Annotated in this window: 21 protein-coding genes; 3 read left to right on the top strand and 18 right to left on the bottom strand. The window is 68.7% G+C overall.

The annotated features are described in order from the left end of the window. Positions 1-57: 57 nt before the first annotated feature. Positions 58-1,206 (top strand): porin, encoded by a 1,149-nt coding sequence (locus HWX76_RS13880; RefSeq protein WP_089490433.1) that lies wholly within the window; start codon positions 58-60, stop codon positions 1,204-1,206. Positions 1,207-1,269: 63 nt separating this feature from the next. Here HWX76_RS13880 and HWX76_RS13875 read toward each other — a convergent pair whose 3' ends face one another. After that, positions 1,270-2,325 (bottom strand): porin, encoded by a 1,056-nt coding sequence (locus HWX76_RS13875; RefSeq protein WP_089490490.1) that lies wholly within the window; start codon positions 2,323-2,325, stop codon positions 1,270-1,272. Positions 2,326-2,637: 312 nt separating this feature from the next. On the opposite strand from HWX76_RS13875, the gene HWX76_RS13870 reads away from it, so the two are divergent. Beyond that, a complete protein-coding gene (locus HWX76_RS13870; RefSeq protein WP_039356037.1) occupies positions 2,638-3,366 on the top strand; it encodes an IclR family transcriptional regulator in 729 nt (242 codons plus the stop codon). A gap of 42 nt (positions 3,367-3,408) precedes the next feature. On the opposite strand, the gene HWX76_RS13865 is transcribed toward HWX76_RS13870, so the two are convergent. From HWX76_RS13865 to HWX76_RS13825, 9 genes are all read right to left on the bottom strand, one after another. Then, positions 3,409-4,860: an NAD-dependent succinate-semialdehyde dehydrogenase gene (locus HWX76_RS13865; protein ID WP_176015944.1), complete on the bottom strand. Its 1,452-nt coding sequence runs from the start codon at positions 4,858-4,860 to the stop codon at positions 3,409-3,411. An 84-nt stretch (positions 4,861-4,944) separates the two neighbouring features. Continuing rightward, positions 4,945-5,277 carry an NIPSNAP family protein gene (locus HWX76_RS13860; RefSeq protein WP_050016779.1) on the bottom strand — a complete coding sequence of 111 codons (333 nt, stop codon included), beginning with the start codon at positions 5,275-5,277 and terminating at the stop codon, positions 4,945-4,947. After that, a complete protein-coding gene (locus tag HWX76_RS13855; RefSeq protein WP_176015943.1) occupies positions 5,267-6,898 on the bottom strand; it encodes a bifunctional 3-(3-hydroxy-phenyl)propionate/3-hydroxycinnamic acid hydroxylase in 1,632 nt (543 codons plus the stop codon). Before HWX76_RS13855 ends, HWX76_RS13860 begins: the two co-directional genes overlap by 11 nt. After that, the gene (locus HWX76_RS13850; protein WP_176015942.1) at positions 6,895-7,818 is read right to left on the bottom strand and encodes an alpha/beta hydrolase; all 924 of its coding nucleotides are present in this window, start codon (positions 7,816-7,818) and stop codon (positions 6,895-6,897) included. Before HWX76_RS13850 ends, HWX76_RS13855 begins: the two co-directional genes overlap by 4 nt. Before the next feature lie 27 nt (positions 7,819-7,845). After that, complete coding sequence (locus HWX76_RS13845) at positions 7,846-8,451, bottom strand: amino acid synthesis family protein (protein WP_023476921.1); 606 nt, start codon at positions 8,449-8,451, stop codon at positions 7,846-7,848. A gap of 48 nt (positions 8,452-8,499) precedes the next feature. Further along, positions 8,500-9,015, bottom strand: a complete 516-nt coding sequence (locus HWX76_RS13840) for a VOC family protein (protein ID WP_050016774.1) — start codon at positions 9,013-9,015, stop codon at positions 8,500-8,502. Positions 9,016-9,027: 12 nt separating this feature from the next. Beyond that, positions 9,028-10,065: a sialidase family protein gene (locus HWX76_RS13835; RefSeq protein WP_176015941.1), complete on the bottom strand. Its 1,038-nt coding sequence runs from the start codon at positions 10,063-10,065 to the stop codon at positions 9,028-9,030. Positions 10,066-10,080: 15 nt separating this feature from the next. Next, entirely contained in the window at positions 10,081-10,893 is an 813-nt protein-coding gene (locus HWX76_RS13830; protein WP_050016771.1) for an SDR family oxidoreductase, read from the bottom strand. Between the two features lie 49 nt (positions 10,894-10,942). Next, positions 10,943-12,523 (bottom strand): acetolactate synthase large subunit, encoded by a 1,581-nt coding sequence (locus tag HWX76_RS13825; protein ID WP_176015940.1) that lies wholly within the window; start codon positions 12,521-12,523, stop codon positions 10,943-10,945. Between the two features lie 394 nt (positions 12,524-12,917). Here HWX76_RS13825 and HWX76_RS13820 point away from each other — a divergent pair, with 394 nt between their 5' ends. Further along, positions 12,918-15,023: a TonB-dependent receptor gene (locus HWX76_RS13820; protein ID WP_176015939.1), complete on the top strand. Its 2,106-nt coding sequence runs from the start codon at positions 12,918-12,920 to the stop codon at positions 15,021-15,023. A 36-nt stretch (positions 15,024-15,059) separates the two neighbouring features. Here the strand turns inward: HWX76_RS13820 and HWX76_RS13815 are convergent, their stop codons facing one another. From HWX76_RS13815 to HWX76_RS13780, 8 genes are all read right to left on the bottom strand, one after another. After that, positions 15,060-16,313 (bottom strand): arsenic transporter, encoded by a 1,254-nt coding sequence (locus tag HWX76_RS13815; RefSeq protein WP_124555380.1) that lies wholly within the window; start codon positions 16,311-16,313, stop codon positions 15,060-15,062. Positions 16,314-16,350: 37 nt separating this feature from the next. Beyond that, entirely contained in the window at positions 16,351-17,616 is a 1,266-nt protein-coding gene (locus tag HWX76_RS13810; RefSeq protein ID WP_089490442.1) for an MFS transporter, read from the bottom strand. 21 nt (positions 17,617-17,637) lie between these two features. Beyond that, positions 17,638-18,183, bottom strand: coding sequence for a hypothetical protein (locus HWX76_RS13805; RefSeq protein ID WP_089490443.1), 546 nt, complete (start codon positions 18,181-18,183; stop codon positions 17,638-17,640). Between the two features lie 42 nt (positions 18,184-18,225). Then, a complete protein-coding gene (locus HWX76_RS13800; RefSeq protein WP_235356275.1) occupies positions 18,226-18,807 on the bottom strand; it encodes a hypothetical protein in 582 nt (193 codons plus the stop codon). 363 nt (positions 18,808-19,170) lie between these two features. Beyond that, positions 19,171-20,547: a sigma-54 dependent transcriptional regulator gene (locus tag HWX76_RS13795; RefSeq protein WP_124630159.1), complete on the bottom strand. Its 1,377-nt coding sequence runs from the start codon at positions 20,545-20,547 to the stop codon at positions 19,171-19,173. Further along, positions 20,529-22,019, bottom strand: coding sequence for a HAMP domain-containing sensor histidine kinase (locus HWX76_RS13790; RefSeq protein WP_176015938.1), 1,491 nt, complete (start codon positions 22,017-22,019; stop codon positions 20,529-20,531). Before HWX76_RS13790 ends, HWX76_RS13795 begins: the two co-directional genes overlap by 19 nt. A 376-nt stretch (positions 22,020-22,395) precedes the next feature. Then, positions 22,396-24,534, bottom strand: coding sequence for a LamG-like jellyroll fold domain-containing protein (locus tag HWX76_RS13785; protein ID WP_124630206.1), 2,139 nt, complete (start codon positions 24,532-24,534; stop codon positions 22,396-22,398). 491 nt (positions 24,535-25,025) lie between these two features. Next, positions 25,026-25,349, bottom strand: coding sequence for a hypothetical protein (locus HWX76_RS13780; RefSeq protein ID WP_176015937.1), 324 nt, complete (start codon positions 25,347-25,349; stop codon positions 25,026-25,028). Positions 25,350-25,364 lie beyond the last annotated feature (15 nt).

The raw sequence follows: 25,364 nt of genomic DNA, 5'->3' as shown, positions 1-25,364 counted from the left end.
GTATGCCGTCGGAAACCGCACCGCGCCGCGTGGGCCGTCCACACCTGGAGATCGACGATGAAGAAGATGATGGCGGCCGTATCGGCCGCGAGCGCGATGGGATTCGGCCTGACGGCCCATGCGCAAAGCACCGTGACGCTGTACGGCCTGATCGACGAAGGCGTCAACTTCACGAGCAACGCCGGCGGCAGCAACGCTTACCAGATGGTCAGCGGCGATACCGTCGGCAGCAACTGGGGGCTGAAAGGCACCGAGGATCTCGGCGGCGGGCTCAGAGCGCTGTTCCAGCTCGAGAACGGCTTCAACGCGAGCACCGGCGCGCTCGGCGTGACGTCGCGGATGTTCGGCCGGCAAGCCTACGTCGGGCTCGATTCCGACCGGTTCGGCACGCTCACGTTCGGCCGCCAGTACGACCCCACGCTCGACATGTGGAGCCCGTTCACGGCCACCGGCAACTGGCTCGGCGACTTCGGCGCGCACCCGTACGACAACGACAACGCCGACTGGGACTACCGCATCCAGAACAGCGTCAAGTACGTGTCGCCCTCCTACGCCGGCTTCAAGGGCGAAGTACTCTACGGGCTCGCGAATCAGGCGGGCGGCTTCGCCCGCAATCGCGTCTATAGCGCCGCCGTGCAGTACCAGGCCGGCGCGTTCTCCGCCGCCGTCGCGTACCTGAAGGCCAACAACGGCGGCGCGACCGCGGGCGGTGCGTTGTCGAGCGACGATACGGTCTTCAGCGGCCGCGCGCAGCAGAACATCGATGCCGGCATGTCGTACAAGTTCAGCGACACGCTGACGCTGTCCGCCGCGTATTCGCACGTCGACGTGACCAACCCCGAGTCGAATCTGTACTTCGCGAACCAGCCGGCCGCAGGCTCGCAGCACGCGTGGAAGTTCGACAACTTCGAGGTCAACGGCCAGTATTTCTTCCGGCCGGATCTCTGGCTCGGCGCCGCCTATGCCTACACGCATGCGCATGTCGCGACGACGGCAGGCGATGCGTCGCCGAGCTGGCATCAGATGTCGATGATGCTCGACTACGATCTGAGCAAGCGGACCTCGACTTACATCCAGGGCGCGTACCAGCATGCAACCGGCCATACCGGCACCGACTTCGACTACGCGCACGTGCTGGGCACGGCCGGACAGTCGTCGGGCCGCAACCAGCTGGCGTTGCGCGTCGGGATGATGCATCGGTTCTGAACCGGGTGAGGAAACACGGGCTCTCGCGCGACGGACGCGGCAGCCCGTGTTTCTCGCGCATCGTCAGAACTGATGCCGCAGGCCGAGCCGAACCGCGGTCTGCGTCGAACCGGACGCCGCCCCGCCGAGCGCCGCCTCGACCTGCGCGCCATACGCACTGTCGTGCCCGCGTGCGAATACCGCGTAAAGGCCGGACCGCTTCGACAGCGAATAGTCGGCGCTCAACGTGATCTGGTTGGCCGAGCCGATGTCGCCGCCGCGCTGCTGGTACTGGAAGCCGCCGCCCAGTTGCAACGCCGGCGTGACCGCATAGGTCAGCCCGGCGTCATAGGTGGTGGCCCGCAGCGGCGCGGCAGCGCTGATCCGCACGTCCGACACCATGCCGAAGACACGAAACGGCCCGACGTTGTAGCCTGCGCCGCCCGAGACATTGCGCAGATTACCACCGGCAGTGACGTCATGCTGGCCGAAATAAGCGAGCGCGGCGCCGAACGCACCTTGCGTGTACGACAGCATCGCGCTTTGCACGCTGCTGCGCGCGACCGTGCCGGGCACGTTGCCGAATCCCCATAGGCCGCCGAACGACAATCCGCCGAATGTCGGGCTCACGTACTTCACCGCATTGTTCACCTGGACGCCCCATACGCGGTTGTCGAGCGCGCCGCCCGCCGACGCGTTCGCGGGCAAGCCCCACGCGAGCAGGCCGGCCGGCGTGTTCGCACCGGTTGCAAAAGCCGGCATGAGATCGCCGACGAAATCGAACTGGCGCCCGAGCGTCACGGTCCCCCAGTCGCCGCCGAGCCCGACGTACGCTTGCGAACTGAATGCGGAGCCGGGTACGGTCAGCGCACCGTCGGACGTCTGGAACTGGCTTTCGAGCCGGAAGACCGCATAGTCGGCGCCGCCGAGATCCTCCCTGCCCGTCACGCCCCACACGTCGTTGCGCGACACGCCGGCCTGCAACGCGATCTGACGTCCGCCGCGCGGGGCGGACGCCACGTCGTTCGTATAGGTCACGCCCGTGTCCAGCGAACCGTAGAGCGTCACGCTCGATTGCGCGAACGCCGGTGCGACGGCACCGCAGCCGCACCATGCCACCATCCGGAACCACCGTTTCATCTGCTTCTCCTCATCGAATTTTCCCGGACGATGCACGCGTAAACCGGCCGGCGCGGCAGCAACATCGATCCAGTGCGATTTCATTGTCTAAAATAGGAATCCATATCAATCGATGGCGAAGCGAGTCACGTCGATGCGCCGGCACGCATACCATACAAGCATCGACGCGGTTCCCGGTGCCGCCCGCACGACTTAAGTTAGACTACGGCCTGTCGCCCGCCGCGCTGCATTTCGTGCCGCAGCGCGGCAACCCGAAACCGCACTCGGCCTTCACGTTCCCTAGCCGCAAGCCGTCTGATCCCGGATTACGTCATGTCGAGCCTCACCAAAATGCTGTCCATCCTCGACGTCTTCTCTTCGTCGGCGACGTCGATGACCGCCGAGGAAATCGCCGAACACATGGGCTTTTCGCGCACCACGTGCTATCGCTACGTGAAGGAACTGGCATCCGTCGGCCTGCTCGTCGGCACCAACGGCCGCTATACGCTGGGCCCGCGCATCATCCATCTCGACTACAACATGCGGCAGTCGGACCCGACGCTCACCGCCGCGAAGCCCGTGATCCAGAAGCTGGTTCAGGTCACCGGCGGCGATGCGCTCGTGTCGACGCTGTTCGACGAACAGATCATCAACGTGATGCACGAAACCGGCGCCGAGAACCTGCAACTCGGTTTCGGCCGCGGCCGCATCATGCCGCTGTTCCAGGGCGCGTCGTCGAAAGTGATCGTCGCCGCGATGTCGCGCGCGCGGCTGAAGCGCCTGCACGAACGCCACAACGCCGAGCTCGGCGAGTTCGCGAGCGACTGGACGCAGTTCTGGCGCGCGTGCCAGCAGATCGTCGACGCGGGCTACTGGATCTCGCGCGGCGAACTCGATGAAGGGTTCGTCGGCATCGCCGCGCCGATTCGCACGGCCAGCAGCGGCGAGGTCAACAGCAGCCTGTCGCTGGTCTTTCGCGCCGAACACTTCGCGCTGTTCGACGAGCACGTGCTCGGCAAGCTGCTGATCGACGCCACCGCACAGATCGGCGACGCGACCTGAGCATGCGACCGTCGTCGCGCGCGACGGTCGACCGACATCCGGTCAGTTCATCTGCGTGATGAATTTGGTGACCAGATAACCGTCGAACGTCTCCATTCCGCCCTCGCTGCCGAAACCGCTGTCCTTCACGCCGCCGAACGGAATCTCCGCCGGCCCCATCCCGAAGTGATTGATGTTGACCATGCCGGCTTCGAGCGCGCGGCCGATCCGGTGCGCATCGCGCGCCGACGTCGTGAACGCGTACGACGCAAGGCCGAACGGCAAGCGGTTCGCTTCGTCGAGCGCATCGTCGAGCGCGTCGAACGGCACGATCCCGACGATCGGGCCGAACGGCTCTTCGTTCATCAGCCGCGTGTCGCGCGCCGGTCCCAGTACGACCGTCGGCGCGAAGTAGTGCCCTGGTCCGGCCACGCGCGTCCCGCCGCATGCGATCTTCGCCCCTTTCGTCTTTGCGTCGGCAACGAACGCGTCGATCTCGGATACGCGTCGCGCATGCGCAAGCGGCCCCATCGTGGTCGCCTCTTCCAGCCCGTAGCCGACGCGAATCTTGCCGACCGCTTCCAGATACGCGCCGACGAACCGGTCGAACACCGCACGCTGCACGAAGAACCGCGTCGGCGACACGCAAACCTGCCCGGCATTGCGAAACTTGTACGCGGCCAGCATCGTCGCGGCGCGGTCGATATCGGCGTCCGCACAGACCAGCACCGGCGCATGCCCGCCCAGCTCCATGGTCATGCGCTTCATGTGCGACGCGGCGAGCGCCGCCAGTTGCTTGCCGACCGGCACCGAACCCGTGAACGAGATCTTGCGCACGAGCGGCGACTCGATCAGCTGCCTCGACACGTCGGCCGGCACGCCCCAGACGATGTTCAGGCAGCCCGCGGGCAAGCCGGCGTCGTGAAAGATCCGCGCGAGCGCGACGATCGCGCTCGGCGATTCCTCCGGCCCTTTCAGCACCAGCGTGCAGCCCGACGCAAGCGCGGCCGCGATCTTGTGCATCGCCTGGCTGAACGGAAAATTCCACGGCGAGAACGCCGCGCACACGCCGATCGGTTCGCGCAGCACCGTCTGCGCGACGTCCGACGAGCGCGACGGCACGACGCGGCCATAGGTGCGACGCCCCTCCTCCGCATGCCATTCGAGCTGCTCGGCCGACGACACGACCTCGGCAATCGCCTCGCGAAGCGGCTTGCCCTGGTCCATCGTGATGTGGCGGCCGATCGCCGGTGCCCGCTCGCGCACCAGCGCAGCTGCGCGGCGCAGGATGTCCGAGCGCGCGAGCGGCGACTCGCGGCGCCACGTCGCGAACGCACGATGCGCGGCGCGCACCGCGGCGTCGATATCGTCCGGCGTCGCATGCGGCAAGTCGCCGAGCACGCTGCCGGTTCCCGGATCGAGAACGGGCTGCGTGCGCCGGCCATCGGCCTGAAGGAACCGGCCGTCGATATACAGATGGAGCGACGCGTAATCGCGTTGCGCATCAGGCGTCATGCGGGAAGTCAGCGGCGTAAACGGGATCAAGACGGATACCTCGGTAGAGACTGTACGATAGGCCGGACATGCAACGAACGCGCATCACGCGGCCGATGGCGGTGCACGCAGCAGACCGCCGATTTCCTGTCGGAGAATCTGGTTTTCCTGCCGGACGAGCAGATGCCGGACCTTGCCGCGAAACGTCCTGAAGTCGGGATCGGCCATCAGCACGGCACGACGCCGCGCCCGATCGTCCAGCGAATCGAACGCCCACAGATAGACGAGCTGATTCAGCGGTCCGACTTCCGTCGCGAAACAGCCGACCATCGTGCCGAGCGCGTGCTCCTGCGGCGCGCGGCCGCACTCCGCATAGAGCCGCAGATACTCGGCGACGCCGCCCGGCACCAGCGTGTACGTGCGTTGCTCAACAAACATCCGCGGTCTCCCGTTGTCGCGGCGCAAACGCCTGGAACGCCGCGGTCACGCCTGCGATGCCGGCGGCGTCCGTCTGCGCGGCCACGTAGCGGTCGGGGCGCACGACCACGAGCGGGCCGCGATGCCGGTCGAACCATGCCGCCAGCGCGTTGTCGACGTCCTCGACGCACACGCTGCCGTGGGCGCTCGTCACGCGCCGCGCGCGGCCCGTCCCGCTGCGCGAGCGGTTGACCTGAACGAAGGTCGCGCCCAGCGCCGTCCAGTACGCGCGATCGTCGTCACTCAGGCACGCCTGCGGATCGCATTGCCAGCCGACGATCGAAAACCATGGGCCGAGCACGTCGTCGAGCTTGCGGCGCACGCCGTCGGCCGTTTCGACGTCGGGCTGCGCGATCATCCTGCCCGCCGCGTCGCCCGGCGCGCCCGGCAGCACGACGCCGCGCGTATAGCTCGGCATCGGCTTGAAACGCATCTGCAGCACGTAGTCCTTCAGGCCCGGCGCATACCGCGCGAGCCCGAGGAACCGGTCGCGCAGAAACGCGACGACCCGGTTGGTCGGCATCAGCATCGCACCGAACGTGTCCGCGAGATCGATCATCGCCTTCGCGTGGTCGCGGCGTTCCGATTCGTAGGTAGGGATCACGCCGGGATCGAGCGTGCCGTTCACGACGCCTGCGAGTTTCCACGCGAGATTGCCGACGTCGCGCAGGCCGGCGTTCAGGCCCTGGCCGATCCACGGCGGGCTCAGGTGGGCAGCATCGCCGACGAGCGCCACGCGGCCCGCCACGAAACGCTCGGCCACGCGAGAATGGTGCGTATAGGTCCGCGCGCGCACGATCTCGATACGATCGACGTCGTCGACGTACGGCGCGATCAGCGCACGGATCGATTCCGGCCGCGCGATCGCCTCTGCGTCCTCGTGCGGGAATACGAGAAACTCCCAGCGCCGGAAATTGAACGGCAGATAGATGCACACGTTCGGGCGGCGCGGGTCGCAGTTCAGCGCCGTGCACGGCTGGTCGAGCCCGGCATTCTTCACGTCGACCACGACCCATTTGATCGGATGCGTCGTGCCGGCCAGCTTGATGCCGAGCCAGTCGCGCATCGGGCTGCGTCCGCCGTCGGCCGCCACCACGTAGTCGGCGTCGAGCGCATACTGCCTGCCGTCGGCGGCGCGCACCTGCAACGTGACGCATCGGTCGTCCTGTTCGACGCCGACCACTTCCTCGCCGGTCCGCAGCGCTACGTGCGGATAGCGCGCCAGCCCCGCGCGCAGCGTGTGTTCGGCCAGTTGCTGCATGAAGATGTTGCGCCGCCACCAGCCGAATTCGCGTATCGACGGGCGGATGTCGGCAAAGCATTCGCCGTTCGCCTTGAACATGCGCAACGGCACGTTCTGGATGATGTCGCGGCTCAATTCGTCGGCGAGCCTCGCGGTCTGGAACATCCGCAATGCTTCGTCGTCGATGCCGACCGCGCGCGGAAAATCGACGACGTCCGCCGCCTTCTCGATAAGCACCGTCGCGACGCCGTAAAGGCCCAGCAGATTCGCCATCGCGACGCCGTTCGGCCCCGCGCCGACGATCGCGACCGACGTCCGGTTCCGGTTGTTCGCTTTCATTCGCCCACGCCTCCGCTGCGCCATGCAGGATCCTCGAGACGATCGAGCCACGACCGCAACGCGCGATTGAACGCATCGGGTTGATCGTCGTGCACGTAATGCGTCGCGCCGGGAATGTCGATCCGCTCGATTTCCGCATTGGCGGCCGCCATTTCGGCCGCCACGTCCGCGGACAGGAAATCCGAGTCGCCGCCGCGCACCAGCAACGTGGGCACGTGCAGGTTGAGGATCAACGGCCACAGATGGACGAGCTGCTCCGGCGTCGCCGCCAGCCGTGCGGCCGCAATTCCTTGCGCGTCGTGCCGCCAGACGATCCGGCCCGGCTCGCCTTCTTTCAGCGAATGTGCGATGCGCGAATCGAGCGCGGATTCCGCGATGTTCGGCCGCTGGCGCCGCCAGAACGCGCGTGCGTCGTCCCACGACGCGAACGCGTCCGGCGTTTCCTGCAGCTCGCGCTTGATGCGCTCGGAACCCGGCGAGCCGGCCGACGCGCCGGGGCCCATGTCCTCGATCACGAGGCCCGCGAGCCGTTCGGCGTGCCGTTCGGCGTGCCTTTCGGCGTGCCGTTCCGGCTGCGCCGCCGCGTAGACGAATGCATTGGCGCCGCCCATCGAGTGCCCGACCAGCACGAATCGTCGCAGGCCGAGCGCGCGCACCAATGCGTCGAGATCGCGCACGTAGGCCGCCGCGTAGTAGTCGCGCCGCGGATCCCAATCGCTCAGCCCGCGCCCGCGCTGATCAAGCGCGACGACCCGGTAGCGGTCGGCCAGCGCAGCGGCGACGGGCGCCCAGGTATGCGCGTAACTGCGCAGGCCGTGCAGCATCACCACGGTCGGCGCATCGTCGCGCCCCCAGCTCACGTAGTGCAGCCGCAGTCCATCGTTGTCTATCCATCCATCGTTGACGGACGCCGTGTTCATCATCTGCTCCTCGCCCGACATGCGCGCTCAGACCAGACCGTCGCGACCGACGATCTCGCTCGCCTTCAGCCCACCGAGCCGCGCATGCAGCCGGCCGCGTGTCGCGAACGCGAAGATCACCAGCACTTCGTCGTCGTTCGGCGCATCGGGAAACAGGCACGTCACCGTGTCGTAGTGCGAGCGCACGTAGAGCGCATCCTTGTGCGCGAGCGGCACGTCGATCACCGTATTGATCGGGCCGCGCTTGCCGCTCGACGGCACCCACGATTTGCCGCCGCCCAGCGCCGCGCGGATCGGCTCCGCGAAGATCGACGTGAGGAACGCGTTGCCGTGTTCGTATTCGCCGGCCGAACCGACCAGGCACGCCTTGCCGTAGCTCTCGATCGCGCGGCCGTCGGCGAGCGACTCGATGCGTCGCGCAAACTCCTTGCCGAGCGCGGGCGACGGACGCACGAGATCGTCGAGGTTTTCGCTGAATCGCCCTGCGTACGGGTTGTGAACGGCCGCGGCGATCACGATCTTGCGCAACGGCTCGCCGTCCGCGAGCTGGCCGGTTTCGTTCGCGAGCGAATCCTCGATCTGCGTGTACCACTTGCGGATATGAAAGCCTTCGAAATTGGCGATCTTGCTCATTTGCATTCCTATATAAAACGTCGATGATGCGGATGGAAAGGCGGTGCGTCAGTCGAACAGCGGTTCGAGCTGGACGGGATCGCTCGGCGCGTTGTATCGATGCAGCACGCGCTTGCCCTCTTCGTCGTCCGTGACCATTTCGCAGAAGAATTCGAGTCGGTTGCCGTCCGGGTCCGTGAAATACACGCCGATCCCGACCTTGTGATCGGTGATCTTGACGATCGGCACGTCGCGGCGAATCAGCATCCCGTACAGACGGCGCAATTCGGTCAGCCCGCCCGCGATTTCGAGGCCGTAATGCTGCAGGCCGATCGTGCCGAGTTCCGCATCGGATGCCGCGCGAATCAGCGCGATGTCGTGGTGCTTCTGGCCGAACGACATGAACACCCACTGCTCGCCGCGCGCGGTTTCCGTCATGCCGAGCACCTCGGCATACCAGGTGCTCGAGCGAACGGGATCGCGCACGAACAGCGACAGGTGGGTGCGTTGCACGCGCGGCGTCGGCAGCGGCAGGCCGCTCGCGTTCGCACGCTCCGCGCGTTGGCGGATATCGGACGGTGTCATCGTTCGCTCCGCTCAGTGGGTCGACTGCGCGTGGGCGGCCAGCGGCGCCTCGAACGGCGTCCATGCCACCGCCGTGATCTCGCTGAAATCGCGCCATTCCTTGGTCCAGTTCCGGCCGCCGTCGCGCGAGCGGAACAGGTGCCCGTACTTGGTGCCCGCATACACAAGCGCCGGCCGGGCCGCATGCACGCCGAACGCCCAGAACGTGGAGTTCGGCGGCGTGTGCAGATCCGTCTCGTGCCACGCGTGGCCGCGATCGGTCGAGCGGTAGATGCGGCTGCGGCTGCCCGGCGTGCCGTCGCCGATCGCCATCAGCAGGTCGCCTTCCGGCTCCGGCAGTTGCACGACGGTGCGCGTGTAGTACAGCCCGTCGAAGCGGTCGCGCGACAGCTTGCCGTCCCACGTCACGCCGTCGTCCTCGCTCACGTACACCGCGTTGACCGTCAGCAGCACCGTGGTCTTCGGCCGGCCTTGCGCGGCGGGCACGACGGCGATCGCATGAATGTCGCTGTTGCGGATCGCGGTGCCGGGGCCGTCCACGCGCGTCCAGCTCGCACCGGCATCGCGGCTGCGCCACGCGCCGCCCTCCTCCACGCCGTACCAGACGTTGCGGCTGTCTTCCGGGTCCACGCAGATCGTCAGCAGCCGCGGACGATTGACGCCCGCGCAAAACTCCGGAAACTCGGGCGCCGTTCGCGCCCAGGTCGCGCCCGCGTCGCTCGACTTGTAAAGCGCGGCGCGCGACGGCGCGCCGGTGCCCGCATAGAGCACGGCCGGGTTGGCCGGATCGATCGCGATCGACCAGACCGTCTGCCCGTTCAGCAGGTTCTCGGGCCGGAACCAGTGCGCGCCGCCATCGTCGCTGATGCACAGCCCCGAATCGGCGCCGGCATAGACGCGCGACGGCATCGCCGGGCACACCGCGAGCGCGCGCACGATGCCGTCGAACTCGATCGGCTCGGCAAGCCCGAGGCGATGCCAGGTCTCGCCGTCGTCGTTCGAGCGCAGGATGCCTTGCCCGGCGGTGGCGACCAGTACGGTTGCGGTCATGAAGTGCTCCTTGTGTCAGAGAAAAATGCCGCGCGTGAGCCCGCCGTCGCAGCCGATCGACTCGCCGGTGATCGAGCCGGACTTCGGCGACGCGAGAAACGCGACGATCCACCCCATTTCTTCCGGCTGCAGCACGCGGCGGATCGGCGTGACCTTCACGTAGTTGGCCTCGACCTCCGCGGCCGTGAGCCCCTGCTTCTGCGCCTCCTTCTCGTAGAGCTCGTGGATGTGCGGCGTCTCGACGACGCCCGGATGAATCGTGTTGACCGTGATGCCGAACGGGCCGAGCTGGTCGGACAGCGTCTTGGTCAGGTGCACGATCGCCACGTTGCGCATGCCGGACAGCTGCTTGCTGCCGCGGCCCGTCAGGCCGCCGATGTTGACGATCCGGCCGAAGCCGTTGGCCCGCATGTACGGTGCGGCCGCCTTCGCGCAGCGCAGGTAGCCGACCACCTTGATGTCGATATCCTGCAGCAGTCCCTCCGGGTCAGCGTGTTCGAGTTCGGCGCGCACGAGCCCGCCCGGATGCGCGGCGCCGTTCAGCAGGATGTCGAGCCGGCCGAAGCGCTCGACGCACGCGGCCATCGCCGCTTCGATCGACGCCATGTCCGTTGTGTCCACCGTGACGGGCAGGATCGCGCCGGCCGCGTCGCCGAGCGGCGCGAGCGTCGTGCGAATCTCGGCGGCCGCCGCTTCGAGGTGTTCGATGCGTCGCGCGGCGATCGCGACGTTGACGCCTTCGCGCGCCAGTTCGAGCGCGACCGCCTTGCCGATGCCCATGCTGCCGCCGGTGATGAACGCGGCTTTTCCGTGCAGTTGCAGATCCATGTCGATGAAAGGTGAGAGTCGGGATTAAGGAAAGAAGCGCGTTGCGCGATCAGGACAACTGCATTTCGATGAGCGTCGGCCCGCCGGTATGCGCGAGCGCGTTGTCGAGCGCTTGCACCAGCGCTTCCGTCGTGCCCACGCGTTCGGCCGGCACGCCGTAGCCGCGCGATAGCGCGATCCAGTCGATCGGCGGATCGTCCAGTTGCGTCAGGCGGCTCGCGTGCGGCGTGTCGGCCGGCAGGCCGCTGCGCGCGAGTTCGGTCTGCAGGATGCCGTAGCGCCGGTTCGATGCGATCAGCATCACGATCGGCAAACGCTCGCGCGCCATCGTCCACAGCGACTGGATCGTGTATTGCGCGCTGCCGTCGGACTGCAGCGCGAACACGCGGCGGTCCGGGCACGCGACGGCGGCGCCGAGCGCCACCGGCAGGCCCTGGCCGATCGCGCCGCCGGTGTTCGTCAAAATGGTGTGACGACGTGCGCGCGCCGATGCGGTCACGAACGGGTAGCCGCACGTACCGCCTTCGATCGACACGATCGCGTCGTCGGGCAGCGCATTCGCGAGCACGCGGCCGACGGCCTGCGGCGTGAGCGGGCCGTCCTCCACGCGCCAGCGCTCGACGTGCACGCCATCGTCATTCGCCGCCGCACCGATGCGATCGGCCAGCGCCTCCAGCGCGTCGTCCGCCGCATCGCCCGGTGTTGCCAGCGTCACGATGTCCTCGGGCCGCGCAAGTTCGCCCGGAATGCCGTCGTAGCCGAAGTAGGTGACGGGCGCGAGCGCGCCGGCCAGCACCACGCGCCGGCCGGCCAGCGCCGCGAGCGCCGGCTCGGGGAAATAAGGCAGGCGGTCGATGTCCGGCAGGCCGCCGCCGCGCTCCGCCCGCGCAGGAAAGGTTTCGCTGAAGCAGGTCGCGCCGGTGGCCGTCGCGATGCGTGCCGCCGCCCGCTGCCCGCGCGCCGACAGCGCGCGGGCGCCCATCAGCAGGACGGCGCGATGACCGCCGAGCAGCAGATCGGCCACCTGTTCGACCCGCGCGGCGTCGAACGACACCGCGGCCGGGCGTACGACGGCGGGCCACGCCGCGCCGCGCACGCTGGCCGACTGGAGATCGACGGGCAGCACGAGGGTCGCGACGCCGCGCGGCGTGCCCATCGCGGCCGAAATCGCATCGGCCGTATCCGTCGCGAGATCCGTGTCGCGCGCCACACTGCGATACCACACCGACACCGGACGGGCGAGCGATTCGATGTCGGACGTGAGCGGTGCGTCGTACTTCAGATGCGCGCGCGCGTGATCGCCGACGATGTTCAGGATCGGCGTGCGGGCGCGGCGCGCGTTGTGCAGGTTGGCAATGCCGTTCGCGTGGCCGGGCCCGAGATGCAGCAGCGTCATCGCGGGCTTGCCGGTCATGCGGCCATAGCCGTCGGCCGCGCCCGTGCACACGCCCTCGAACAGCCCGAGGATCGACCGCACGCCGGCCACGGTGTCGAGCGCACCGACGAACGGCATCTCGGTCGTGCCGGGATTGGCGAAACAGACGTCGACGCCCGCGTCTCGCGCAGTGGCGAGCACGACGCTCGCCCCGCTTCTTGCTTCGGTATCGCTGTCCAACTGTGGGATGTTCATGATGCTGCTCGACGGGTTTGGCTGAAGTGTTTTTACTTTAATCCCGAATTACGGGATTTGTCAAACAACCCAATTCACATTCCATGACTTCACCAAGGTCCACGTTTACCCGATATTTCTTGCCAATTTCCCATATTGCAGATGTTGAGGCGATATACGATCGCCACCACGACACGACACATTTCCCACCATTCGGAATTTCACGAAACCGCTACGCCCGATCGACCGCGTCCGCGACGCGCACCGTTTCCCTTCTCGCATCCATTCTCAAAATTACGATTGCAAATGCCTCTCATTTGCATTAAATTGCCGCGCAAATGTACTGTTTGGAACACAGATGTCGGCGCAAGGCCGCCCGCCGTGCCCGAACGCGAACGACACGAAAAGGAGAGGTATGAGCAGGAGGAACTGGGCGGCCGCGCCGATGGCCATCGTCGTCGGCACGACCGGCATGGGCGCCGCCGACGCGCAGGAAACGTCGCTGCCCACCATCGAAATCTCCGCGCAACGCGCGACGGCGCCGTTCCGCACGCGCGAATCGACGAGCGCGACGCGCAGCGAGGCCGACGTGATGGAGATTCCGTTCGCGGTCAGCAGCGTCGACACGAAGCTGATCCAGACCGTGGCCGCCACGCGCGGCGACGATCTTTACGACTGGGTCGCGGGCGTCTCGCGCCAGAACAACTTCGGCGGCCTGTGGGACAACTACGCGGTGCGCGGCTTCGCCGGCGACGGCAACACGTCCGGCACCGACTACCTGGTCAACGGCTTTTCGTGGAATCGCGGGATGAGCGTGCCGCGCGACACCGTCAACCTCGAGCGCATGGAAGTGCTCAAGGGGCCGGCATCCGCGCTGTATGGCCGCGGCGATCCGGGCGGGATCATCAGCTATACGACGAAGCAGCCGCAGTTTGCACGCGCGAACACCATCGGCGTATCGGCCGGCAGCTACGGCGCACTGCGCCAGACCCTCGATTCGACCGGCCCCGTCACGAAATCGCTCGCGTACCGCTTCGTCGCGATGAACGAAAACAACGGCAGCTTTCGCGACACGGTGTCGAGCAAACGCTACCTGTTCTCGCCGTCGTTCACGTGGGACATCGGCGCGGACACGACGCTGCACTACGAATTCGAGAGCGCACGTCAGCGCGCGCCGCTCGATCGCGGCGTGCTGGCGGTCAACGGGCAGCTCGGCGTGATCCCCGCGTCGCGCTTCCTCGGCGAGCCGCGCGACGGCGACTACGACGTGCGCAACACGGGCCACCAGTTCACGCTCGAGCATCGCATCGATTCCAGCTGGTCGATCAATGCGGGCGTCGCGCAACGCAACACCGACCTGTCGGGGCGCTCGTCCGAGGCATTCGCATTGCAGCCGGACGGCCGCACGCTGTGGCGCCGCTACCGGCAAGTCGCGTTTCACTCGAACGACCTGCAGGGCCGCGTCGAAACCACCGGCTCGTTCCGCACGGGCGGTATCGGCCATACGCTCGTGATGGGTGTCGATGCGTATCGCTTCAACTACGACCAGTTCGTCGCGCGCTCCACCCCGAGCGCCGCGGCGCCGTATGCGATCGACATCTTCGATCCGGTGTACGGCCAGCCCGCGCCGACGCCGCGCACCGCGACCAGCCTGCTCGAACGCGATAACGGACAAGGCGTCTACGCGCAGGACACGCTCGCGTTCGGGCCGCACTGGAAGATCCTGGCCGGGCTGCGCTGGGATCGCTTCCACCAGTCGATCGACAACCGCCTGAAGGGCGTGACGACGAGCCAGTTGCAGACCGCGGTGAGCCCGCGTATCGGCGTCGTGTATGAAATGAGCCCCGCGTGGTCGTTCTATGCGAACACCGCGTATTCGTTCCGGCCGAACAACGGCGCCGACGTCGGCGGCAACGCGTTCGATCCCGAAAAGGGCCACGGCTACGAAGCCGGCGCGAAATGGGCGGGCGCGCGCTCGCTCACGACCGTCTCCGCGTTCTACGTGACCAAGCGCAACGTGCTCACCGCCGATCCGGCGAACGCCGGCTTCTCGCGCGCGGCCGGCGAAGTACGCAGCCGCGGCGTCGAATTCGAATGGAGCGGCGATCTCGGCCACGGCCTGCGCGGCATCGCCAATTTCGCGTATGTCGACGCCGAAGTCACGCGCGATACCGTGCTGGCGCCCGGCTCACGCCTCGTCGACGTGCCGCGTCTGAGCGGCAGCGCGCTGCTGATGTACGAGACGACCCTGCCGTTCGCGGACAAGGCCGGCGCCGGCGCCGGCGTGATCTACGTCGGGCGCCGCGCCGGCAACACGGCCAACACGCAGGACGGCTTCGAGCTGCCGGCCTACGCGACCGTGCAGCTCAACGGCTACGTTCAGGTCAACAAGCACCTGCGCGCGTCGGTCGTGCTGAACAACCTGTTCAATCGCACCACCTACGTCAGCTCGTACAACAGCCTGTGGGTCGCGCCGGGCGCGCCGCGCAGCCTGTTCGCGTCGCTCGCTTACTCGTTCTAAGCCGGCCGGGACGGCTGACGCGACGCGCATCGCACGTCAGCCGCCGACCACGAACCGCGCGCCCAGCGCGAGCAGCAACGCCGGCGGCATCACGCACGCGCCGACCGCGAGGAATGCGCGGAAACCGACCTGCAGCCCTTCGCGCCGGATCGCCGTCAGCCACAGAATCGTCGCGAGCGATCCGGTGATCGACAGGTTCGGGCCGAGATCCACGCCGATCAGCATTGCATCGACCACCGTTTGCGGGCTGTGCGCGACGTGGATCGTCGAACTCGCGATCAGCCCGGCGGGCAGGTTGTTGACCCCGTTCGACACCAGCGCTACCGCGACGCCGGCTACGGCCGCCGCGACATGCTCGCCGCTTTGCATGAGCGCGTGTAGCAGCCCCGCCAGCGCGCGCACCGCGCCGGTCCGGTCGAGCGTCTCGACGACGACGAACAGCCCCGCGACGAGCGGCAACACGCTCCATGAAATCGCGCGAACGATCGGCACGCCCGCCGCGCGATCCCGCATCACCACGCACGCGACCGTGACGACACCCGCCAGCGCGGTCGGCAACCCGAGCGGGCGATCGGCGATCGATACCGCCATCAGCGCGACGGCCGTTGCGGCGATGCCTGCCAGCGCGATGCGGCCGCCGCTGGTCAGCGGCTGCACCGGCAGCGCGGACTCACAACGGCCGGAAAGCGCACGTCGCTGCACGATCCGCAGCATGACGAACGTGCACGCGATCGACGCGACGGACGGCGCCGCGAAGTGCGCGAGCCAGACGCCGAGGGCCGGCATGTGCGCGCCGTACAGCACCAGGTTCGCGGGATTCGAAATCGGCAACACGAAACTCGCGGCATTGGCGACGAGCGCACAGCTGTACAGCAGCGGCATCGGATCGGCCTTCGCGCGGCGCGCGGCGGCCAGGACCGCGGGCGTCAGCACGACGGCGGTCGCATCGTTCGACAGGAACACCGTGGTGACGACACCGACCGCGTAGATCAACGCGAACAACCGCCGCGGCGATCCCTGTGCGAGATTGACGACGTGCGTCGCGACCCAGTCGAACAGCCCCTCGCGACGGGCCGCCTCGGACAGCAGCATCATGCCCGTCAAGAACAGGTACACGTCGCCGCCTTTCGCGACGGCGTCCAGCGCCTGCGCGACGGGCAACAGGTTCAACCCGACCAGCAGCAGCGCGCCGCTCACGGCCCACGTGGCCTCGGGCCAGCCGAACGGGCGCGTGATGACGCCCGCGGTGGCGAGCGCGGAAATCAGCCAGGCAAGCGAAACAGGATTCATGGGCAAGTGGACGGAGGCAGGGGAATCGACATCGCTGTCACGACGATGTCGCCGATAAATCGGCGGGCTTGCCGCACGCGCTGCTCAGCGATCGCGCATGGCCGAGCCACAGCGCGAGCGAGCCCGTCGACACGGCGCCCAGCACGACGAACGCGGCCGGATAGCCGAAGTGCTGCGCGAGCATGCCGCCCAGCACCGGGCTGAGCGCCGCGCCGATGCCCTGCGCGGTCGCGACGGCGCCCTGCCCGGCGTTCACGCGGCCGGAGCCATGCAGCAGGCGCACCACGAGCGCGGGCACGACCACGCTTTGCAGACCGGCGCCGATACCGTCGAGCACCTGCACCGGCCACACGCCCGCTTCGCTCATCCACGTCGCGGCGACCAGCCCGCGCACCGGCAGCACGAGATACGAGCACAGCAGCACCCGCCAGTAACCGTGCGCGCGGATCAGCCGGGGCGCGAGCCACGCCGCCGCAATCATCACGCACTGCGCGATGACGATCGTCTGCGCGGTGAACGCGCTCGCGTTGCTGCGATGCGTGACGACGACGCCCATCCCGTAGAGCGGCAGCATCGCGGCGTTGCCGAGATGAAACAGCGCGAGCGACGCGCCGAGCAGCACCAGCGGCCGGTTCTCGGCGAGCGTGCGCAGGCCGCCGACGCGCGACGTCGACGCCGCGTCGAACGCATCGGGATGCGTCGCGTCCGTTGCCGGCGCAGCACCGGCAGGATCGAGGCCACGTGCGGACGCATGATCGATCGCGTACCTGGGAATCGCCAACGTGCTCACGATCGCGAGGACCGTAAACACGCCGACGAGCGCGAACACCGCATCGAACCCGACATGCCAGCCGAGCCACCCGGCGAGCGCCGCCCCGGCGACGTTGCCGGCGTGGTTCGCCATCTGGTTGCGCCCGAACTGCCGGTCGAAACCCTGCCGGCGCACGATGCCGAGCGTCACGCCCGCGGCGGCCGGCGCCAGCACCGCGCCGCTGACCGCCGCGAGGATCTGCGACGCCGCCACCGCCGGATAGCTGTGGACGAACAGCATCGCCAGCGACGCAAGCGCCGTCGCCGCGGTCGCCACGACGATCAGCGCCCGCTTCGCGCGCACCGCATCGACGAGCGCGCCGGCCAACGGCGTCGCGGCCATCGCGGCGAGCCCGGCCAGCGTCATCACCGAGCCGATCGCATCGGCGCCCCAGCCGCGCGACAGCAGGATGACGCCGATGAACGGGCCGATGCCGGCCTGCACGTCGGCCAGGAAGAAGTTGAGCGCCTCGAGCGCGCGTGCCGGTCTCATGGGCGTCTCACCGTCACACGATCATTCGGCATCCGCATCGACGAGCTCGGCGATCTCGCTCACGTCGAGCGTCGTGCCGTGCGGCGTGACGACGCCGTGGCCCCACGCCTGCACATGGACGCCGGGAAGCAGATAGTCGCGCAGGGCTTCAGCCGCATGCGGCGGCACCCGCAGCGCGACGCCGCTCGTCAGCAACGCACCGTTCAACTCGCCTTTCGGGCCATGCAGCCCGAACGCGACTTCGCCGCTCGATTCCATCGGCTGTCGAGGCGGTCGCGGCGGCTTCGGGACGGCGTGCTCCGGCCCGGCGTCGATGATGTCGATGCCGCCGCGACCGGTCAGTTGCACGGCCGCGATCATCGCCGCGCGACGCGGCTTGACGCCCCGCACGCGGATGCGGTCGCCGACCGCGACATGACGCACCAGTTCGCGGCCCAGATGCGGCGGTACGTGCACCTGGAGGTCGCCGTTCAGGATCAGGCCGTCGATTTCTCCGTGCGGATTGAGCAGGAACTGCGTGACGCGGCCGCGCGTTTCGGGCAGGCACGCGGGATCGATCCAGTGCATGACAGGACTCCTTTCGATGGATGGGGGAATAGCGTCGCGCGATCAGCGCGCGACATCGTCGTAGAGGTTCACGACATGGCCCGGCGCGCCGAACGCCGTCGCCTGCAACGCTTCGCCGTACGCATTGCGCGTGCCGTAACCGACCGCGGCCACGCGCTCGCCGGGAACGAGCAGCGCGCCGAATTGCTGCGCGGCCGGAACGGTCAGCTTGACGATCGTCCCGCTGTCGAGCATCACGCCGTCCGGCTCGCCGCGCGGCGCGTGCGTCACGCGGCGCACGACGCCGGACACGCTCAGGCGGGCGAGATTGACGCCGCGCAGCATCGGCGGCACGGGTGCGACGGGCGCGGGCGGCTGATCGGACAGCGACGCGCCGGTGCCGTCGTTGCGGACGACGCGTGCGCGGATTTCATCGTCGACGTGTCGTTCGCCGGCTATCGTGACACGCTGGCCCGACCGCACGAGCGCCGTCAATTGCGAACCGAGATGCGGCGGCAGGCGGACGAGCGTGCCGTCGGTCAGCACGAAGCCGTCGACGGCGCCTTCCGGATTGATCGTCAGCCGCGACAGCGTGCCGGAAACCAGCGCATCCGACGCGGCGTCGTTTCCGGGCGCGGCAGGCACAAGCGCACGAGGCCGAGGAGGAGCAGGAGGAGGCATGGCGCCGGCCGGGTCTTCCGCACGCGGCGCCGGCGGCACCTGCGCCAGGCTGACGGTTGCGACGGCAACGAGTGCGGCAGCGCAGAGCATGCGATACGACCGGTGAACGGCGGCACGGCGCCGCGACCGCGATCGAACGACAGGCTGGTACGACTTCATGACGGGCTCCGGCGACGGGTTGCGATGCATCGATATCCGCAATACCCGTGCCAACCCGAGAAGCACCGTGTGGCCGTGCGCCGAATCGCGACGCACGTCTGACGTGTCGGATTTCCCGACACGTCGCTTCACCGGATGTCGGCATTCCCGACGGTCGAAACGGCGCGACTAGTCGTCCCGCTCGATCCCGAGATTCGCCATGCGCGCATAGAGCGACTGGCGGCCGATCCCGAGCTGCCTCGCGGCCTCCGCGCGATTGCCGTTCGCGCGCTCGAGCGCGTGCAGGATCGCCGCGCGCTCGACCGTCGCCAGCGCATCGGGCAGCGGCATGTCGAGCAGGTGCGCCGGCACCGCCTCGGCGCCCGACGCGCGCGCCGGCACGGCGGCCAGGCCGAGATCGGCCGCGCCGACGGCCGGCCCGGGGGCGAGCGCGGCCGCCCGCTCCATCACGTTGCGCAGTTCGCGCACGTTGCCCGGCCAGCGGTGATCGAGCAGCGCGCGCTGCGCGTCGTTCGTCAGATGCAGCGCGCGCATGCCTGCCGCACTGCCGAGGAAATGCGCGGCGAGCGGCAGGATGTCGGCGACGCGCTCCGCGAGCGGCGGCAGGTGCAGCGGAATGACGTTCAGCCGATAGAACAGGTCTTCGCGGAACGTGCCGTTCGCGACGGCCGCGGCGAGGTCGCGGTGCGTCGCGGCCACGACGCGAATGTTGATCGCGGTCGGGCGATCCGCGCCGAGCGGCATCACCTGGCGCTCCTGCAACGCGCGCAGCAGCTTCGCCTGCATCGCGGCCGGCATGTCGCCGATCTCGTCGAGAAAAAGCGTCCCGCCGTCGGCCTCGACGAGCCGCCCCGCGCGATCGGCGTGCGCCCCCGTGAACGCGCCGCGACGATGCCCGAACAACTCGCTTTCGAGCAGATCGGCCGGGATGGCCGCGCAGTTCACGGCGACGAACGGCCCCGCATGTCGGGCCGATGCGGCATGCAGCACGCGGGCCGCCACCTCCTTGCCCGTGCCCGTCTCGCCGGTCACGAGCACGGTCGCGTCGCTCATCGCGGCGCGGCCGACCTGCTTTTGCACGTCGCGCATCGCGGCGCTCACGCCCAGCAGTTGCGGTCGGTCCGCCGACGGTTCGCCCGCGAAACCGCTGTCAGACGGCGCGAGCGCGGGCGGCTGATTCGCCGACACGATGCGTTCGAGCAGTTGCGCGATGTCGCGACGCCCGATCGGCTTCGTCAGGTGATCGAATGCGCCGAGCCGCATCGCTTCGATCGTGTTGTCGCTGGTCGCATGGGCCGTCAGCATGACGACCGGAATCGCGGCCAGCGCAGGATCGTCGCGCAGTTGCGCGAGCACGGCCAGCCCGTCCAGATCGGGCAGGCGGAAATCCAGAAAGATGCATTCGATGCCGCCGCCGTCGCGCAACGCGCTGAGCGCGGCGCGACCGGTTGCGGCCTCGACGGCCCGATGACCGAGATCGGCGAGCGTTTCGGCGAGGCTGTCGCGGAAGGCCGCGTCGTCGTCGACTATGAGGATGTTTGCCATGGAATTTCAATCACGAATGCGGCACCCCCGTCGAGGCGCGCGTGCCCGCCATGCGCCGCCGCCACTTCGCGGACGACGGCGAGGCCGAGGCCCGTGCCATCCGCGCGGCCCGTCACGAACGGCTCGAAAATCCGCTCGCGCTGCGCGGCCGGCACGCCGGGGCCGTTGTCCGACACGGTGATGCACAGCCAGTCGCGCTCGGCGAACGCGCGCCGCTCGGCGGCGAGCGTGACCGCGCCGCCGTCGCCCGCGTGGTGCAGCGCGTTGAGCAGCAGATTGTCGAGCGCCCGCCGCATCTGGTCAGGATCGAAGGCGGGACGATCCGACGGCCAAGCGAGCCGCTCGCCCTGCCCCGCGAGCGACAGCGTCAGGTCGATCGCTTGCCGCTGCGCGAGCTCGCGGTGCGCATCGACGACCTGCGCGAGCCACGCGTCGACGTCGACCCGTGTCGCATGCGGGCGCACCGGCTGCGTCAGCGCGAGCAGGCTCGACAATTGCGCATCGATGCGCTCGATCTGCGCGAGGATCACGCGCAACGCGTCCTGCTGCCGCCGGCCGTCGCCGGCCAGTGCGTTTTCCGCCTTCAGCCGCATCGCGCCCATCGGATTGCGAATCTCGTGCGCGACCTGTGCGGCAAGCTTCCCCAGCATGCCGAAGCGCTCGGCCTGCGCGAGGCGCGTGCGCAGTTCGTCGGCCTGCTGTTGCAGCAGGTCGGCGCGCCGCGCCCGCTCGTTGAACGCATCGATGACGCGGTCGAGATCGGGTTCGCCGACGTACGGCAGCTGATGCTCGCGACCGTCGGGCCCGAGCCCGCTCTCGATCCGCGCGAGATTGCGCTTCCATCGGCGCAGCGCCACGGCCAGCGCCGCCGCGATCGCCAGAATCACCGCGAGCACGGCCGCGAGGCCCGTGGCCAGCAATTCCCCGTGCCGGCCCAGCGGCGGGCGCGCACGCGTCAGCATCCACACGTACAGCCCCGATCCGCCGCGTACCGGACAGGCCGCCGCGATCACCGCATCCTGCGCGCCTTCGACGACGTTCGCCGTCGCGGCATGCGTCGCGGCCGCGGCGCGCAGCGTGCGGAGGATCAGCGGCGTTTCCGCTTCCGGAACGTCGTGTTTGACGCCGCTGCCCTGATAAGTCGGAAAGGAATACGCGAGAAAGCCGCTCGCCGCCGGGGCGGCGTCGGGCATCCAGAACCCGCCCTCCATGTCCGGCGCGCGGGACAGCACGATGTCGAGGATCGCGTGCATCAGGTCCGGGGCGGGCCCGGCGCCCGCCGACGCGGAAGACGCGCCGTAACGCGACGCGACCGCTTCGCAGGCCGACGCGCCGGCGGCCTTCGCGCTGGCCACCTGCTGACTCTCGGCGGAACTCGCCGTAACCCAGACGACCGCGACCAGCGTCGCGCACAGCGCCGCGACGAGTGCCCAGAGCATGACGAGTTGGGTGGAAAACGACGGACGCTTCATCGGATCGGGCTGGCGGTTGAGGACGACAGAATAGCGTATTGCATGTCATGCGAAGCGGTCACGACCGGCATGCATTGCGCCGACTGCTGGCCCGATCGGATCGGATCGGAACGGCAACGGCGCGCGCCAGTGCCGTCACGCTCGCCACTTGCATTTCGGTATCGGCGACGAATCCCGCCGATCGCACGCGCCTGGGCCGCCTTGCCGCCATCGACATACGTGTCCGCAATCACCGCCTTCGCCGAGCCCGCGCCGTTGCGCCGACCGTACTCAGGCTTGAAGGTACCTGCCCGGAAAATCGAACGGGAATCGAAAACGCCCGCCGCCGGAAATCCGGCGTCGGGCGTCTCGACCCATCTCGGCGTGCGGCACGCCCCTACCGCGCAAGCGCGGCGACTTGCCCCGCCGTCAGCGCACCGTGGTACACGCGGAAATCGCTCACCAAGCCGTCGAAGGCCGGATCGGCCGCGAACTGCGACCGCCCGATCCAGTTGTTCGCGGTCGGACCGAGCCGCCACGGCGCGAGAAACGCGTCGGCCGCGCTGCCGACTGCTGCGCCGTCGACGTAGAGCGCGGCCGTCGTCCCCGCCAGCGTGATGGCCACGTGCGTCCACTGCGCGGCTCGCAGCGGCGCTTTCGCATCGATACGCCGCTCGCCGTGCGCCCCGTTGACCGTGATCGCGAAGCGCAGCGCGCCGGTGTCGGCAAGCGGCGTGAGCATCATGTAGCGCCCGACACCGGAGCCGAAGTCGAACACCCGCGACCACTTCCGCACGGTGCGCGCACACACCCATGCCGCGACCGTGAAATCCGACACGTCGGCGAGCACGCCCGCCGCAAGCGCGACATGGCCGCCCGCACCGTCGAGCGACAGCGCATTGCCGCTGCGCCCCGGCGCGAACGCCGCCCCGCCGACCAGCGTACCGGGGTGCCCGTTGCCGCTGCGATCGGCGGCGGTGACGCCGCGCGATTCGTCGAACGGCAGCCAGATCTGCAGCTGCTGGCCGGTCACCACGCGCGCCTCCGCGGAATGCTGCGTTTCGCCGGTCGGCGTGGTTGCGCTCACAACGTAATACCAGGTGCCCGCGGCCGGGCTGTCCGTCCACGTCAGCGGATCGACGATGCCGGTCGCGACGGTCGCGTACGGGCCGCCCGACGCCGCGCCGCGCTTCACCGTATAGTGCGTGCCGTTCGCGACACCCCACCACGACAGCACCGCGCGCCCGGCGCTCGCGTGCGCGGTGAGCCCGCTCGGTGCGGGCGTCGGGCCGGCCGGATCGCGCGTATACATCAGCGTGCCGTAGCCGAGCTGATCGTAGCCGCCGCTGTTCGGCCCGTAGTTGCCGCCGCCACCCTCGGGCTGTGCGGCGAGCGCGAAGCGCTTCGACCACGGCGCCGCGAGCCCCTTGCGGTTCACGTAGTGGTTGTACACGAGCGCCCAGCACGGCCGGACCCCGCCCTGGCCGCCGGTCGCGAACCGCGTTTGCGTGACGTTCACGTTCGAGTAGGTGACGTACGGCACGTCGAAGAACGGGCCGTCGGGCGATTGGCGCAAATTGGCTTTCGCGACGTATTCGGCGCCGGCAAGAAAACGGTTGTTGTCGTACCCGTACAGATCGACGCCCTGATTCCACGCCATCTCGCAGATCGCGCCGGCCAGCGCGATGCCGAGCGTGTTGTGCCCCTGGTCGCGGCCGCTCTCCTGCCACTGGCCGAGATGGCCCGGATGCAGGTAATACACCGCCTGCGGTATCGCGCCGTTGCCGGGCCCCGCGCGGAAATAGTCGATCGCCTCGTCGAACAGCGCGCGGTCGTCGCACAGCACGCCGATCGCGAGGATCGACGCGATATTGCACAGGTCCCAGTTCGCCCAGTAGTGCGTGATCTCGGTATTGTTGTGACGATGCAGGAAATCGGTGTTGATCGGGTAGAACACGGTGCGCATCATCCGCTGGAACGCGGCGAAATCCGCGGCCGCCCAGCCCGGATAGCCGCGCATGATCTCGCCGGCATTCGCGAACTCGTAGCCGTACAGGCCTGCCGCGAGGTCGACGTTCGAATCGCCGCCCAGGCGCTTCAGCGTCGCCGCCCATGCGTTCATGATCCGCACGGCCGTGTCCGCATACAGCTTGTCGCCGGTCACCTTCCAGCGCAGCGCGCACGCATAGGCGGCGGCGACGTCGTTGTACAGGATTCCGTAGTTCTGCGGCCCGCTGCCGCCGCGATCGATCTCGACCTGCGGCCGCGGCTGCCACGACTGGCTCGCGTGGCCGTTCGCGATCAGCACCGACCAGCCGTCGAACCACGGCTGTGCGTGCGTCATCACCTTTTGCGCGACGCGATCGAAATCCGCCTGCGTATGCAGCAGGCCCGGATGGACGAAGGCCGCCGTCGAGCCCTGCGATACCGCGGCGAATGCGGCGCTCGCACCGCCGAACGTCCCGCCGCAGGCGAGCATCGCCCATGCGCCCAGACTGTGGAGAAACGTGCGCCGCGACATCGCGTCGTCCGACATCCATTCGGGTTGCGAAGCGTCGCCCGTGCGATGCGCGACCGCTTCGCGCATCGCGTTGTCCTTCGTCCAGTCCTTGCCGCTCATGCGTCTCCCTTGGTCGTTGCGGCCGCGCCCGCGCGCGGCCCTGGGTTCGAACTTCGTCGAAAGTGTGCCGCTGTCGCCGGAAGTCCCGGCACGGCGAAGCAGACGGCGGTTGGTCAGGCATCTGCGGAAGCGCCCCGCTTCGCCTGCACCGGCTCCGGCCGCCACACGTCATGCGATCCTGAACGCAAACGATGACAGTGGCGGGAAGCGGCGGCAACCGCGCATGGTGCGCGTCGGGATCGGGCGGGTCAATTACGTGTTGTAAGGAAGCAGCCGTGTCAGCCCGCGATTCGGGGAATCGTCGTCCGCCGATCGGCGTGCGATTCGATTCGCCGCGTTGAGCGTCGACCGCGCGGCATGCGCGGCGCATTCGGTCCGCGGCCCGCGCGTCGGAGCCGCCTCGCCTTTCAACGCGCGTCCGCGGCAACGGCAGCGGCAGCGCGCTGCGACGCGCGGTCCCGCTCGACTCGCTCGACGATGCGCGCCAGCCGAATGATGTCGGTCAGCGCGAAATCGGCCGCATCGGGCCGGGGCCGGCCGCACTGGTCAGCCATGCGCATCGCGAACGCGAGCGCTTCGGAACGCTCGCGCAGCAGCGCGCGCAGTGCATCCGCGATCACCTGCCGGTCGCGCGGGTCATCCAGGCCCAGCACGGAACCGGCATCCGGCATCGCGAACGGTCCGGCCACCCGCACGGCAACATCCGCCGCGCGCATCGTGTTTCGTTCCATGGTCGTCCTCTTCGT

The sequence above is a fragment of the Burkholderia sp. BCC0398 genome (assembly GCF_902833245.1).
GTDB classification, from domain to species: domain Bacteria; phylum Pseudomonadota; class Gammaproteobacteria; order Burkholderiales; family Burkholderiaceae; genus Burkholderia; species Burkholderia sola.
The sequence above is the reverse complement of the archived record's forward strand: the minus strand, read 5'-3'. Positions and strand labels throughout refer to the sequence as shown.